The sequence below is a fragment of the Streptomyces katrae genome, from assembly GCF_002028425.1.
Lineage (GTDB): Bacteria > Actinomycetota > Actinomycetes > Streptomycetales > Streptomycetaceae > Streptomyces > Streptomyces katrae_A.
Genome location: NZ_CP020042.1, coordinates 2,158,754 through 2,172,196, shown reverse-complemented (window position 1 = coordinate 2,172,196; position 13,443 = coordinate 2,158,754). Strand labels below are relative to the sequence as shown.

General features: G+C 72.8%; 16 protein-coding genes and 2 pseudogenes. 16 read left to right on the top strand and 2 right to left on the bottom strand.

What is annotated here, in order from left to right:
* Positions 1-2 precede the first annotated feature (2 nt).
* From B4U46_RS38005 to hisF, 5 genes are read left to right on the top strand one after another with little or no spacing between them, the layout of a single operon-like run.
* The gene (locus B4U46_RS38005) at positions 3-170 is read left to right on the top strand and encodes a hypothetical protein (RefSeq protein WP_167747577.1); all 168 of its coding nucleotides are present in this window, start codon (positions 3-5) and stop codon (positions 168-170) included.
* The gene (gene hisH, locus B4U46_RS09900) at positions 167-808 is read left to right on the top strand and encodes an imidazole glycerol phosphate synthase subunit HisH (protein WP_079426018.1); all 642 of its coding nucleotides are present in this window, start codon (positions 167-169) and stop codon (positions 806-808) included. The genes B4U46_RS38005 and hisH overlap by 4 nt, the downstream gene beginning before the upstream one ends.
* Positions 808-1,539, top strand: coding sequence for a bifunctional 1-(5-phosphoribosyl)-5-((5-phosphoribosylamino)methylideneamino)imidazole-4-carboxamide isomerase/phosphoribosylanthranilate isomerase PriA (gene priA / locus B4U46_RS09895; protein ID WP_079426014.1), 732 nt, complete (start codon positions 808-810; stop codon positions 1,537-1,539). Before hisH ends, priA begins: the two co-directional genes overlap by 1 nt.
* Positions 1,536-1,928 carry a RidA family protein gene (locus tag B4U46_RS09890; RefSeq protein ID WP_079426010.1) on the top strand — a complete coding sequence of 131 codons (393 nt, stop codon included), beginning with the start codon at positions 1,536-1,538 and terminating at the stop codon, positions 1,926-1,928. The genes priA and B4U46_RS09890 overlap by 4 nt, the downstream gene beginning before the upstream one ends.
* Complete coding sequence (gene hisF / locus B4U46_RS09885) at positions 1,925-2,680, top strand: imidazole glycerol phosphate synthase subunit HisF (RefSeq protein ID WP_079426007.1); 756 nt, start codon at positions 1,925-1,927, stop codon at positions 2,678-2,680. Before B4U46_RS09890 ends, hisF begins: the two co-directional genes overlap by 4 nt.
* 63 nt (positions 2,681-2,743) lie before the next feature.
* On the opposite strand, the gene B4U46_RS09880 is transcribed toward hisF, so the two are convergent.
* Together B4U46_RS09880 and B4U46_RS09875 are read right to left on the bottom strand one after the other, a co-directional pair.
* Positions 2,744-3,163, bottom strand: coding sequence for a hypothetical protein (locus tag B4U46_RS09880; protein WP_079426004.1), 420 nt, complete (start codon positions 3,161-3,163; stop codon positions 2,744-2,746).
* A 253-nt stretch (positions 3,164-3,416) separates the two neighbouring features.
* On the bottom strand, positions 3,417-4,049 hold the full coding sequence (locus B4U46_RS09875) for a TIGR03085 family metal-binding protein (RefSeq protein WP_079426001.1): 633 nt from the start codon (positions 4,047-4,049) through the stop codon (positions 3,417-3,419).
* Between the two features lie 83 nt (positions 4,050-4,132).
* Between B4U46_RS09875 and hisI the strand changes: the two genes are divergently transcribed.
* From hisI to lgt, 11 genes and pseudogenes are all read left to right on the top strand, one after another.
* Positions 4,133-4,498 (top strand): phosphoribosyl-AMP cyclohydrolase, encoded by a 366-nt coding sequence (gene hisI / locus B4U46_RS09870; protein ID WP_079425998.1) that lies wholly within the window; start codon positions 4,133-4,135, stop codon positions 4,496-4,498.
* Positions 4,499-4,517: 19 nt separating this feature from the next.
* On the top strand, positions 4,518-6,008 hold the full coding sequence (locus B4U46_RS09865) for an anthranilate synthase component I (RefSeq protein WP_079425994.1): 1,491 nt from the start codon (positions 4,518-4,520) through the stop codon (positions 6,006-6,008).
* A 14-nt stretch (positions 6,009-6,022) separates the two neighbouring features.
* On the top strand, positions 6,023-6,658 hold the full coding sequence (locus B4U46_RS09860; protein WP_079425991.1) for a TIGR02234 family membrane protein: 636 nt from the start codon (positions 6,023-6,025) through the stop codon (positions 6,656-6,658).
* A 132-nt stretch (positions 6,659-6,790) separates the two neighbouring features.
* Positions 6,791-7,042: an HGxxPAAW family protein gene (locus B4U46_RS09855; protein WP_079425988.1), complete on the top strand. Its 252-nt coding sequence runs from the start codon at positions 6,791-6,793 to the stop codon at positions 7,040-7,042.
* A gap of 53 nt (positions 7,043-7,095) precedes the next feature.
* A complete protein-coding gene (locus B4U46_RS09850) occupies positions 7,096-7,587 on the top strand; it encodes a DUF2752 domain-containing protein (protein WP_079425985.1) in 492 nt (163 codons plus the stop codon).
* 182 nt (positions 7,588-7,769) lie between these two features.
* Positions 7,770-8,579 carry an indole-3-glycerol phosphate synthase TrpC gene (gene trpC / locus B4U46_RS09845; protein WP_079425980.1) on the top strand — a complete coding sequence of 270 codons (810 nt, stop codon included), beginning with the start codon at positions 7,770-7,772 and terminating at the stop codon, positions 8,577-8,579.
* Between the two features lie 8 nt (positions 8,580-8,587).
* The gene (gene trpM / locus B4U46_RS09840; protein WP_045950210.1) at positions 8,588-8,797 is read left to right on the top strand and encodes a tryptophan biosynthesis modulator TrpM; all 210 of its coding nucleotides are present in this window, start codon (positions 8,588-8,590) and stop codon (positions 8,795-8,797) included.
* A 213-nt stretch (positions 8,798-9,010) separates the two neighbouring features.
* Positions 9,011-10,264 (top strand): tryptophan synthase subunit beta, encoded by a 1,254-nt coding sequence (gene trpB / locus B4U46_RS09835; RefSeq protein WP_079425978.1) that lies wholly within the window; start codon positions 9,011-9,013, stop codon positions 10,262-10,264.
* Positions 10,261-11,076: a tryptophan synthase subunit alpha gene (trpA, locus tag B4U46_RS09830; protein ID WP_079425973.1), complete on the top strand. Its 816-nt coding sequence runs from the start codon at positions 10,261-10,263 to the stop codon at positions 11,074-11,076. Before trpB ends, trpA begins: the two co-directional genes overlap by 4 nt.
* A gap of 95 nt (positions 11,077-11,171) precedes the next feature.
* A pseudogene (locus tag B4U46_RS09825) lies at positions 11,172-11,960 on the top strand (thioredoxin domain-containing protein); the annotation flags it as partial.
* Positions 11,961-12,250: 290 nt separating this feature from the next.
* Positions 12,251-13,204: pseudogene (lgt, locus tag B4U46_RS09820) on the top strand (prolipoprotein diacylglyceryl transferase); the annotation flags it as partial.
* Positions 13,205-13,443 lie beyond the last annotated feature (239 nt).

The following is a 13,443-nucleotide window of genomic DNA, read 5'->3' as shown; positions in this document are numbered from 1 at the left end:
AAGTGAACGGCCTCAACACCGTCCTGATCGTCCTCGGCCTGTTCCTGGCCGGGGGCGTCTACTCCTTCCAGAAGCAGAAGATGCCCAAGTCGGTGATCGTTCTGCTCGCCCTCGGCTCCGCCATGTGCCTGGCCGCCGGGATCCTGCGAATCCAAGGAATCTGGGAATGAGCGCCAAGAAGAACGTCGTGGTCTTCGACTACGGCTTCGGCAACGTCCGCTCCGCCGAGCGCGCCCTCGCGCGCGTCGGCGCGGACGTCGAGATCACCCGCGACTACGACAAGGCCATGGACGCCGACGGCCTCCTCGTGCCAGGCGTGGGCGCCTTCTCCGCCTGCATGCAGGGCCTCAAGGACGCCCGCGGCGACTGGATCATCGGCCGCCGGCTCTCGGGCGGCCGCCCCGTCATGGGCATCTGCGTCGGCATGCAGATCCTCTTCGAGCGCGGCATCGAGCACGGGGTCGAGACCGAGGGCCTGGACGAGTGGCCCGGCACGGTCGGCCCGCTGAAGGCCCCCGTCGTCCCCCACATGGGCTGGAACACCGTCGAGGCACCCGCCGACAGCCAGGCCTTCGCCGGCCTGGACGCCGGCGCCCGCTTCTATTTCGTGCACTCCTACGCGGCCCACGACTGGTCCCTGGAGGTCACCAACCCCAGGATCAAGGGCCCCAAGGTCACCTGGGCCACGCACGGCGAGCGCTTCGTCGCGGCGGTGGAGAACGGGGCCCTGTGGGCCACCCAGTTCCACCCCGAGAAGTCCGGCGACGCCGGCGCCCAGCTCCTCACCAACTGGATCGAGACCCTGTGATGACCGCACCCACGCTCGAACTCCTCCCCGCGGTCGACGTCCGCGACGGCCAGGCCGTACGCCTCGTGCACGGCGTCTCCGGCAGCGAGACCTCCTACGGCTCCCCGCTGGAGGCGGCCCTCGCCTGGCAGGCCTCCGGCGCCGAATGGCTGCACCTGGTCGACCTCGACGCCGCCTTCGGCACCGGTGACAACCGCGCCCTGGTCGCCGAGATCACCCGTGCCATGGACATCAAGGTCGAGCTGTCCGGCGGCATCCGCGACGACGCCACGCTCGCCGCGGCCCTCGCCACCGGCTGCACCCGCGTCAACCTCGGCACCGCCGCCCTGGAGACCCCCGAGTGGGCCGCCAAGGCCATCGCCGAGCACGGCGACCGGATCGCCATCGGCCTGGACGTGCGCGGCACCACCCTCAAGGGCCGCGGCTGGACCAGTGAGGGCGGCGACCTCTACGAGACCCTCGCCCGCCTGGACTCCGAGGGCTGCGCCCGCTACGTCGTCACCGACATCGGCAAGGACGGCACCCTCAGCGGCCCCAACCTGGAGCTGCTGAGGAACGTCTGCGCGGCCACCGACCGGCCCGTCGTCGCCTCCGGCGGCGTCTCCTCCCTGGAGGACCTGCGGGCCCTGTCCGGGCTCGTCCCGCTGGGCGTCGAGGGCGCCATCGTCGGCAAGGCCCTGTACGCCAAGGCCTTCACCCTGGAAGAGGCCCTGGAGGCGGTCCGCGCATGAGCTCCTCCGACTCCGGCGTGCGCCGGATCTCCTCCGGCGGCCCCTACGAGGACGTGATCGGCTACTCCCGTGCCGTGGCCCTCCCCAACGGCCTGGTCCTGGTCTCCGGCTGCACGGCCGCCGACGCGGGCGGCCCGTACGACCAGACGGTCAAGGCCTTCGAGGCCGCCTTCAAGGCGCTCGCCGAGGCCGGGATGGGCCCCGAGCACGTGGTCCGCACCCGGATGTACCTCACCCACGCCCGTGACGTCGACGAGGTGGGCCGCGCCCACAAGACCCTCTTCGACGCCGTCCGCCCCGCCTCCTCCATGATCATCGTCAATGGCTTCGTCGACCCGGGCATGGTCGTCGAGGTGGAGGTCGAGGCCTTCAAGGAGGTCGAGGGATGAGCCTCGCCGTACGCGTGATCCCCTGCCTGGACGTGGACAACGGCCGCGTCGTCAAGGGCGTCAACTTCCAGAACCTGCGTGATGCCGGAGACCCGGTGGAGATGGCCAAGCTCTACGACGCCGAGGGCGCCGACGAGCTGACCTTCCTCGACATCACCGCCTCCTCCGGCAACCGCGAGACCACCTACGACGTGGTGCGGCGCACCGCGGAGCAGGTCTTCATCCCGCTCACGGTAGGCGGCGGCGTGCGCACCGCCGACGACGTGGACAAGCTGCTGCGGGCCGGCGCGGACAAGGTGGGCGTGAACACGGCCGCCATCGCCCGGCCCGAGCTGATCCAGGAGATCGCCGAACGCTTCGGCCGCCAGGTGCTGGTGCTGTCGGTCGACGCCCGCCGCACCGCGTCCGGCTCCTTCGAGGTCACCACCCACGGCGGCCGCCGGGGCACCGGCATCGACGCCGTCGAGTGGGCGCACCGCGCGGCCGAGCTGGGCGCGGGGGAGATCCTGCTGAACTCGATGGACGCCGACGGCACCAAGGACGGCTACGACACCGAGATGATCGCCGCCGTCCGCGAGCACGTCACCGTCCCGGTGATCGCCTCCGGCGGCGCCGGGAAGCTGGAGCACTTCCCGCCCGCCATCGCGGCGGGCGCCGACGCGGTGCTCGCGGCGTCGGTGTTCCACTTCGGCGACCTGCGGATCTCCGAGGTCAAGGCGACCCTGCGCGAGGCGGGCCACCCCGTCCGCTGACCGCGGGCACGCACGCGCGGACGGGGGCACCCGGGCAGGGCCCGGGTGCCCCCGTCGGGCTGTCTAGCGGAAGTCGTCGACCGAGTCGTAGTCGTCCTGCTGCTCCGGCTTCTGCTGCTGGCCGGCCTGCTGCTGGTCCTGCTTGCGGGCCTGCTGGAAGACGACCGAGGCGGCGTGGAAATCGCCGGCCTTCTCACCCGGCTGGAGGGTGGCGACCGGCGCGCCGCCGCAGTCCGGCTCCTCGAAGACCAGGGCCACCGAGTCGCTTTCGTTCACCGCTTCGACGACTTCCGACGCGGCGGAGGGCAGGGCATGGCATTTGTCCGAGCCCATGTCCTTGACCTGGCCGTTCTGCTCGGTGTGGCTCTGGTCGACGTACACGTAGTTGAGGGCCTTGCCGTCGTCGGCGAACGCCTGGGCTCCGGCGGGGAGGACCAGCGCGAGGGCTCCGGCGAGGGCGGCGGCGGTGGTGCGAAGACGCATGGGGGGTTCCATTCCTTCCACGGTGACGACACCGAACCGGTCGGCATCCGTGACGGAGCGTAGGGACGGGGAGGGGTGCGGAAACCTTTCGCCCGGCGCCGCCATGCCCGATTTCACCGGCCCGGCGGTACCCCGCCGCCGCGCCCCGCGCGGCGGCGGGGCCGGGCCGGTTGCCCCGGGGCCGGGGCCGGCTGCCCCCGGGGCCGCGACCGGACGCCCCCGGGGCCGCCGCCGGACGCCCCCGGGGCCGTGGTCAGATGCCCAGCTGGGCCACCGTCAGGCGGGAGACGGCCTCCTTCTCGCCCTCCAGATCCACCGCGGCTGCGGCCTGGCGGCCGAAGCAGAACAGCGTGAGCTCACCCGGCTCGCCCGTCACCGTCACCACCGGCACCCCCTTGTGCGCCACCGCCGTACGCCCGTCCGGGCGCCGCAGCACCAGGCCCACCGGCGAGCGGCGGCCCGTCAGCCGGGCCAGCTTCTCCAGCCGGGACCACAGCGCGTCCGAGAACACCGGGTCCAGCGCCCGCGGCGACCAGTCCGGCTGCGCCCGTCGCACGTCCTCCGCGTGCACGAAGAACTCCACCGCGTTCGCCGCCTCGTCCACCTGCTTCAGCGCGTACACCGACAGCTTCGGCGGCCCGGTGCGGATCAGCTGGATCAGCTCCTCGTACGGCTTCGCCGCGTACTCGGCCATCGCCCGGTCGAGCCGCTCCTTGAGGACCTTCAGCAGCAGGCCGCCCGCCGCGTCCGGACGCCGCTCGCGGACCACCACGTGCGCGGCCAGGTCCCGGCAGGTCCAGCCTTCGCACAGGGTCGGGGCCTGCGGCCCGGCGGCCTCCAACAGGTCGGCCAGCAGCAGGCGTTCGCGCTTCGCATGGGTAGACATACCGGCCAGCCTACGGCCGCAGCCGCTCCGCGGCTGCCCATCAGGCGGACGGAGATCAATGACGGTCACCGCGGCGCGGCACAATGGGCCCCATGAGTACGTCCCCCCTCGACCCCGCCGTCGCAGCCCGCCTCAAGCGCTCCGCCGACGGCCTGGTCCCGGCCATCGCCCAGCAGTACGACACCGGAGAGGTGCTCATGCTCGGCTGGATGGACGACGAGGCCCTGCACCGCACCCTCACCACCGGCCGCTGCACCTACTGGTCCCGCAGCCGCCAGGAGTACTGGGTCAAGGGCGACACCTCCGGCCACTACCAGCACGTGAAGTCCGTCGCCCTCGACTGCGACGCCGACACCGTGCTCGTCAAGGTCGACCAGGTCGGGGCCGCCTGCCACACCGGCGCGCGCACCTGTTTCGACGCCGATGTCCTGCTCAGCGACGCCGACTAGCCAGTTAGGGTCCCACCCCATGGATCTCGAGACCTTCCGCAAGCTCGCGGCCGACCGCCGTGTCATCCCCGTCAGCCGCCGGCTGCTCGCCGACGGGGACACCCCGGTCGGGCTCTACCGCAAGCTGGCCGCCGAACGCCCCGGCACCTTCCTGCTGGAGTCCGCCGAGAACGGCCGCTCCTGGTCCCGCTACTCCTTCGTCGGCGTGCGCAGCGACTCCACCCTCACCGTCAAGGACGGGCACGCCCACTGGATCGGCACCCCGCCCGTCGGCGTCCCCACGGGCGGCGACCCCCTGGAGGCCCTGCGCGCCACCGTCCAGGTCCTCCACACTCCGCGTGACCTGGCGGGCGGCATGCCCCCGTTCACCGGCGGCATGGTCGGCTACCTGGGCTACGACATCGTCCGCCGCCTGGAGCGCATCGGCGACCACACCGAGGACGACCTGGGGCTCCCCGAGCTCACCATGCTGCTCACCTCCGACCTGGCGGTCCTCGACCACTGGGACGGCACGGTCCAGCTCATCGCCAACGCCATCAACCACAACGACCTCGACACCGGCGTGGACGAGGCCTACGCGGACGCCGTGGCCCGGCTCGACGCCATGGAGGCCGACCTCGCCCGTCCCGCCCCCTACGCGCCCACCGCGCTGCCCGAGTCCGAGCTGCCGCCCTTCGAGGCCCTGTGGGGCGGCGAGGACTACCAGGCCGCCGTCGAGGACGTGAAGGAGCGCATCCGGGCCGGCGAGGCCTTCCAGGTGGTGCCCTCGCAGCGGTTCGAGACCCCCTGCCGGGCCTCCGCGCTGGACGTCTACCGGGTCCTGCGGGCCACCAACCCGTCCCCGTACATGTACCTCTTCCGCTTCGAGAACGGCTTCGACGTCGTCGGCTCCAGCCCCGAGGCCCTGGTGAAGGTCGAGGACGGGCGGGCCATGGTCCACCCCATCGCCGGCACCCGGCACCGCGGCGCCACCCCGCAGGAGGACAACGACCTCGCCGAGGAGCTGCTGGCCGACCCCAAGGAGCGCGCCGAGCACCTGATGCTCGTCGACCTCGGCCGCAACGACCTCGGCCGGGTCTGCGAGCCCGGCTCGGTGGAGGTCGTCGACTTCATGTCGATCGAGCGGTACTCGCACGTCATGCACATCGTCTCCACCGTCACCGGGCGGGTCGCCGAGGGGAAGACCGCCTTCGACGTGCTCACCGCCTGCTTCCCCGCCGGCACCCTCTCCGGCGCGCCCAAGCCGCGCGCCATGCAGATCATCGAGGAGCTGGAGCCCACCCGCCGCGGCCTGTACGGCGGCTGCGTCGGCTACCTCGACTTCGCCGGGGACTCCGACACGGCCATCGCCATCCGTACGGCGCTGCTGCGCGACGGGACGGCGTACGTCCAGGCCGGAGCCGGTGTGGTCGCCGACTCGGTGCCCGAGCTGGAGGACCGGGAGTGCCGCAACAAGGCCGCCGCGGTGCTCCGCGCCGTCGGAGCGGCGAACCGCCTCCACCGCGGCTGAGGGCGTAGGGGATAGTGGGGTACGTGAGTGCCGTACCCCTGTCCCCGAACGCCGACGCCCCCGAGAGCGGATCGGGCCGCCGCACGGTGGCCGTCGCCCTGCTGCTCGGCGCGCTCGGCGCCACCGTCGTCCTGCTCGCCTCCGGCCGCGTCTGGGCCCGGGGCAGCGCCGCCGTCGGGGGCGGTTCGCTCCCGCTGACCGCCGACGGGCGGGCCGTCACCGGCCTCCCGGCGGCCCTGGCCATCGTCGGCCTCGCGGCCCTGGTCGCGGTGTTCGCCGTACGGGGCCGGGGGCGGCTGCTGGTCTCGGCGCTGCTCGCGCTGAGCGGCCTGGGCGCCGCGCTGTCGGCCGTGGCCGCCGCCGACGACCGCCGGGCGCTGGACGAGCGGGCCGCCGTCGCGACCGCCGACACCGCCGCACGGGTGGTGGAGCTCAGCCATACGGCCTGGCCCTACATCACGGCCGCGGGCGCGGCCCTGATCCTGCTCGCCGGGCTGCTGGCGCTGCGCTTCGGCCGCAACTGGCCCGCGATGGGAGGCCGCTACGAGCGCGACGGCAGCCCCCGGCGGCGTACGCCCGCGGCGGTGGACCCGGACCGGCCGGAGGACCTGTGGAAGGCTCTGGACCGGGGCGAGGACCCCACCGGCTGAGGCCCGGCCGCGCCGGGCGCGCACGGCACCCCCTGGAACGGGCCACCCGCTGGGGAATCCGCACGCCACGTGCGGGACAATGACATCGAGCGTGCGAGACGTCACGCCCGACAGATCAACGAGGAGCAACTCATGGCGGGCACGAGCCACGGACACACCCCGGCCGCCTGGACCGGTGTCGTCATTTCCTTCATCGGTTTCTGCGTCGCCGGCGCCTTCATGGTGATCGCGAACCCGGTCGGGTTCTGGGCGGGCATCGGCGTCGTCGCCCTCGGCGGTGTCGTCGGCCTCGCGATGAAGGCCGCGGGCATGGGCATGCCGAAGCCGGCTCACGAGGACCTCGCCGAGGTCATCGCCGCCAAGCAGCTCGCCGCGAAGGCCTGAGCCGAGTCCCTGGCGTACGGAAGGCGTGGCCCGGCCGGGCTGCGCCTTCCGTCATGAGCGGAGAGAATCAGCGGGTGGACGCCTCCTGCACTCCCCCCGGCCCGGCCCGGCAGGGCCCGCAGCCGGTTCCGGCCCCCGCGGGGGCGTCCCGGGCGCGGCGGTCGGCCGCTCCGGTGCTCACCCTGGCCGGGGCCGTGGCCGCCTTCGCGTACGTGGGCGCCGTGGACCCCAACCAGCCCGGCCACTACCCGGTCTGCCCGCTGTTCCGGCTGACCGGCGTCCTGTGCCCCGGCTGCGGCGGGCTGCGCAGCGCGCACGCCTTCGCCCGGGGGGACCTGGTCACGGCCCTCGGGGACAACGCCCTGGCCGTCGCCGGCTACCTCGTCTTCGCGGGGTTCACGGCGCTGTGGCTGGTACGGGCCTTCCGCGGCGGTCCCGTGCCCCGGATCGTCCTGGGGCCCGTCTGGTGGTGGGTGGTGGGGACGCTGGCGCTGGCTTTCACGATCGTCCGGAACCTACCGATCGGTTCCGCTTTGGCCCCCTGAGCCCTTGCGGGGCCCGGGGAGGGACTGGAGGAACCCCATATTCCGAGTGTCCAGACCCTGGGACGCCGCGAACTCCGTGCGGAGGCCGTGGCGACCTGCGGATACCATTTGATTGCTGACCTTGCAGTGGTACGTGTCCGCAAGGCGGCCGAACGTCATCGACCCGGAAGGGGGCCGCTCGCGTGAGTGTGCTCGACGAGATCATCGAAGGGGTCCGCGAAGACCTTGCCGAACGGCAGGCCCGCGTGAGCCTCGACGAGCTCAAGGAGCGTGCCGCCAAGGCGCCCCAGGCCAAGGACGGCGTCGCAGCCCTGCGCGGCGACGGCGTCAAGGTGATCTGCGAGGTCAAGCGCTCCAGCCCCTCCAAGGGCGCGCTGGCCGCGATCGCAGACCCGGCCGGGCTCGCCGCCGACTACGAGGCGGGCGGTGCGGCGGTCATCTCCGTCCTCACCGAGCAGCGCCGTTTCGGCGGCTCGCTGGCCGACCTGGAGGCCGTCCGCGCCCGCGTCGACGTCCCGATCCTGCGCAAGGACTTCATCGTCACGGCGTACCAGCTGTGGGAGGCCCGCGCCTACGGCGCCGACCTCGTGCTGCTGATCGTGGCGGCGCTGGACCAGGAAGCCCTCGTCTCCCTCATCGAGCGGGCCGAGTCCATCGGCCTCACCCCGCTCGTGGAGGTCCACGACGAGGAGGAGATCGAGCGGGCCGTCGCCGCCGGTGCCAAGATCATCGGCGTCAACGCACGCAACCTCAAGGACCTCAAGGTCGACCGCTCCACCTTCGAGCGCGTCGTCGGAGAGATCCCGCCCCACATCGTGAAGGTCGCCGAATCCGGGGTCCGCGGACCCCACGACCTGATCGCCTACGCCAACGAGGGCGCCGACGCCGTCCTCGTCGGCGAGTCCCTGGTCACCGGACGCGACCCGAAGGCGGCCGTGGCCGACCTCGTCGCCGCCGGCGCCCACCCCGCCCTGCGCCACGGGCGGAGCTGACCCCTCCCATGGCCCCCTCCCGCCCCTCCGTCCGCACCCGCCCGGGCCACGGCCCGGCCGGCGTGCCGACGGCGCACGCGCCCCTGGCGCGCGGCTGCCGCCCCCGCGGCTGCCGCGCCCCGGCCCGGCGCGTCCACGGGCGGCGGGTGCGCTACGTGATCGGCTCCGAGCCCGGTCAGGTCAACGGCATGCGATGGCGCGGCGGAGCCGCGTCGTGACGACGGTCCCGCCCGCCCGGTAGCCCCAGGCACCGGGCGCGGCAGGCCGCGTACGGTCCCGCGCCCGAGCCGCCCGACGGCTCCCGGCGAGGACCGCTCCGTCCGTACCCCCACCCCCTCCAGCGGGGTGCGCGGGCGACGGACCGACGGCGCAATACGGTGCATCCCAGCCACCCGTCGGCACCGCATACCGCACCACGTAGGAGTAGTGGCATGTCCACCAGCTCGTTCTTCATCCCGGACCCGGAAGGCTCCGTCCCCAACGCCGAGGGCTACTTCGGCGACTTCGGCGGCAAGTTCATCCCGGAGGCCCTCGTCGCCGCCGTGGACGAGGTCGCCGTCGAGTACGAGAAGGCCAAGGGCGACCCCGCCTTCGCCGCCGAGCTCAACGACCTCATGGTCAACTACACGGGCCGTCCCAGCGCCCTGACCGAGGTCCCCCGCTTCGCCGAGCACGCCGGCGGCGCCCGGATCTTCCTCAAGCGCGAGGACCTCAACCACACCGGCTCGCACAAGATCAACAACGTGCTGGGCCAGGCGCTGCTCACCAAGCGCATGGGCAAGACCCGCGTCATCGCCGAGACCGGCGCCGGCCAGCACGGCGTCGCCACCGCCACCGCCTGCGCCCTCTTCGGCCTCGAGTGCACCATCTACATGGGCGAGATCGACACCCAGCGCCAGGCGCTGAACGTCGCCCGCATGCGGATGCTCGGCGCCGAGGTCATCGCCGTGAAGTCCGGCTCCCGGACCCTCAAGGACGCCATCAACGAGGCCTTCCGCGACTGGGTCGCCAACGTGGACCGCACCCACTACCTCTTCGGCACCGTCGCCGGCCCGCACCCCTTCCCGGCCATGGTCCGCGACTTCCACCGGGTCATCGGCGTCGAGGCCCGCCGCCAGATCCTGGAGCGCGCCGGACGCCTCCCCGACGCCGTCGCCGCCTGCGTCGGCGGCGGCTCCAACGCCATCGGGCTCTTCCACGCCTTCATCCCCGACGCCGATGTCCGCCTCGTCGGCTTCGAGCCCGCCGGGCACGGCGTCGAGACCGGCGAGCACGCGGCCACCCTGACCGCGGGCGAGCCCGGCATCCTGCACGGCTCCCGCTCCTACGTCCTCCAGGACGAGGAGGGCCAGATCACCGAGCCCTACTCCATCTCCGCCGGCCTGGACTACCCCGGCATCGGCCCCGAGCACTCCTACCTCAAGGACAGCGGCCGCGGCGAGTACCGCGCCGTCACCGACGACGCGGCCATGCAGGCCCTGCGCCTGCTGTCGCGCACCGAGGGCATCATCCCGGCGATCGAGTCGGCCCACGCCCTCGCGGGCGCCCTCGACCTGGGCAAGGAACTGGGCCCCGACGGCCTGATCGTGGTCAACCTGTCCGGCCGCGGCGACAAGGACATGGACACGGCGGCCCGCTACTTCGGGCTGTACGACGGCACGGAGCCCGAGGGGGAGAACAAGTGAGCACCGGAAACCTGGAACTGCTGGCCTCGACCCTCGCCAAGGCCAAGTCCGAGGACCGCGCCGCCCTCGTCGCCTACCTCCCGGCCGGGTTCCCGACCGTGGACGGCGGCATCGAGGCCGTCAAGGCCGTCATCGCCGGCGGAGCCGACGTGGTCGAGATCGGCCTGCCGCACAGCGACCCGGTCCTGGACGGCGCCGTCATCCAGACCGCCGACGACATCGCCCTGCGCGGCGGCGTCAAGATCGCCGACGTGATGCGCACCGTGCGCGAGGCCTACGAGGCCACCGGGGTCCCGATCCTGGTCATGACGTACTGGAACCCCATCGACCGCTACGGCGTCGAGCGGTTCACCGCCGAGCTGGCCGCGGCGGGCGGCGCGGGCTGCATCCTGCCCGACCTGCCGGTCCAGGAGTCCGCCCTGTGGCGCGAGCACGCGGCCAAGCACGGTCTGGCGACCGTCTTCGTCGTGGCCCCCAGCAGCAAGGACGAGCGCCTGGCCACCATCACCGCGGCCGGCTCCGGCTTCGTCTACGCCGCCTCCCTCATGGGGGTCACCGGCACCCGCGAGTCGGTCGGCCAGGAGGCCCAGGAACTGGTCCGCCGCACCCGCGCCACGACCGAGCTGCCGGTCTGCGTCGGCCTGGGCGTCTCCAACGCCGCGCAGGCCAAGCAGGTCGCGGGCTTCGCCGACGGTGTGATCGTCGGCTCGGCCTTCGTCAAGCTGCTGCTGGACGCCCCGGACCTGCCCGCGGGCCTGGAGGCCGTGCGGGCGCTGGCGGGCGACCTGGCGGAAGGCGTACGCAGGTCCTGACGCCGGGCGGGCCCTTACCGGGGTTCTGTAGCCCGATCGGGTGGAATCGGGAGCAGGGAGGCACGCGAGTGCCTCCCTGCTTCGTTTGGCGGAACGTGAGCGAGAAGAACGACGGTGCGAACCGCGATGTGACGAAACGATCGGCCCGGGAGCGACTCCAGGCGGAGCGCGAGCAGCAGAAGAAGAAGGACAAGCGCAGGCGCGCCCTCGTGGTCGGCGGGGCGGTGGTCGGCGTCCTCGGCCTGGCCGCTGTCGTCGGCGTGATCGCGGCCAACACCGGCAAGGGCGACAAGACCGCCAAGGGACCCGTCGCGGCCCCCTCGGGCGCCACCGGCAAGGACGCGCTCGCCATCCAGACCGGCAAGGACGGCGCCAAGTCCACCCTCACGGTCTGGGAGGACTTCCGCTGCCCCGCCTGCAAGGCCTTCGAGGACAACTACCGGGACACCCTCCACGACCTGGAGAACAGGGGGCTGCTCAAGATCGAGTACCACCTGGTGACCCTCATCGACGGCAACATGCGCGGCACCGGCTCGCTGAACGCGGCGAATGCGGCGGCCTGCGCGCAGGACGCCGGCAAGTTCGGCGCGTACCACGACGTGCTCTTCGTGAACCAGCCGCAGGAGACGGACGACGCCTACAGCAAGAACGCCAAGCTTCTGGAACTGTCCGGGAAAGTCGGTGGACTCGACACCCCCGCCTTCCGCTCCTGCGTGGAGAACGGCACCCACAACAGCTGGGTCGCCAAGTCGCACGAGGCCTTCCGCGCCGGAAAGTTCAAGGGGACGCCGACCGTCCTGCTCGACGGCAAGGACATCTTCGGAGACCAGGCCAACCCGCTGACCCCGCAGAAGCTGAAGGAAAAGGTCGAGGCCAACGCCGGCGTGACCCCGAAGCCGTCGGCTTCCGCCTCGGCGTCGGCGTCCCCTTCGGCCTCCTCCTCCGGGAAGTCCGGCTCGACGGCGAAGTCGGGCACCACGCGCTCGTCGGGCTCTTCGGGTACATCGGGCTCTTCGGGCTCTTCGGGTGCTTCGGTCTCTTCGCCCGGCTCGAAGACGGTGTCCAAGGAGACTACGGAGGACTGAGGCGCGGCGACGGCCGTGTGTGGTTTTGGTTTCAGCTTGCCGGGCGGGTTGCGGTGGCCACCGCCCGGCAGGGTAGCGTCAGCCTTGCCATGACCCTTGCTTACATCCCCAGTCCGTCGACCGGCGTGATCCATCTCGGACCGATCCCGCTCCGCGGCTACGCGTTCTGCATCATCATCGGCGTCTTCGTCGCCGTCTGGCTCGGCAACAAGCGGTGGATCGCGCGCGGCGGAAAGCCGGGCACGGTCGCGGACATCGCCGTGTGGGCGGTGCCGTTCGGCCTGGTCGGCGGTCGCCTCTACCACGTGATCACCGACTACCAGCTCTACTTCGGCGAAGGCCGGGACTGGGTCGACGCCTTCAAGATCTGGGAGGGCGGCCTCGGTATCTGGGGCGCGATCGCGCTCGGCGCGGTGGGAGCCTGGATCGGCTGCCGGCTGCGCGGCATCCCGCTGCCCGCCTGGGCCGACGCCCTGGCCCCCGGCATCGCCGTCGCCCAGGCCTTCGGCCGCTGGGGCAACTGGTTCAACCAGGAGCTGTACGGGCGCCCTACCGATCTGCCGTGGGCGCTGAAGATCAGCGAGGGCCCGAACCGGGTCGCCGGCCTCTACCACCCGACCTTCCTGTACGAGTCCCTGTGGTGCCTGGGCGTCGCCGCCCTGGTCATCTGGGCCGACCGCCGTTTCAAGCTCGGGCACGGGCGGGCCTTCGCCCTGTACGTGGCGGCGTACTGCTCGGGGCGGGTCTGGATCGAGTACATGCGGGTCGACGAGGCGCACCACATCCTGGGCCTCCGTCTGAACGTGTGGACGGCCATCGTGGTCTTCGTCCTCGCGGTCGTCTACTTCGTCCTCTCCGCGAAGCTGCGGCCGGGGCGGGAGACGGTCGTGGAGCCGGAACCTGCCGGGGGCGCCGGGGGTTCCGGGGACGAAACGCCGGCTGCTGCGCAGGCCGGGGCCGCCGATGCCGCCGAGGCGAAGCCGGCCGCTGCCGGGGCGGAAGACGCGAAGCCGGAGGCCGCCGCCGGGGCCGCGGGCGCGGAGGCCGGAGCCGGGGACGCGAAGCCGGAGGCCGCCGCCGGGGCTGGGGCTGCGAAGCCGGGTGCCCTCGCGGGGGCTGAGGTTGCGAAGTCCGACGCCGCCGCCGGGGCTGAGGCGGCGACGCCGGAGGGCGCCGCCGGTGCCGCTGCGGGACCGGGAGACGACAAGGCCGACGCGAAGCCGGTCGGGCTGACCAAGGCCGGCGCGGACGCGGGCCCGGAGTCCGACAAGAGCTGACGACC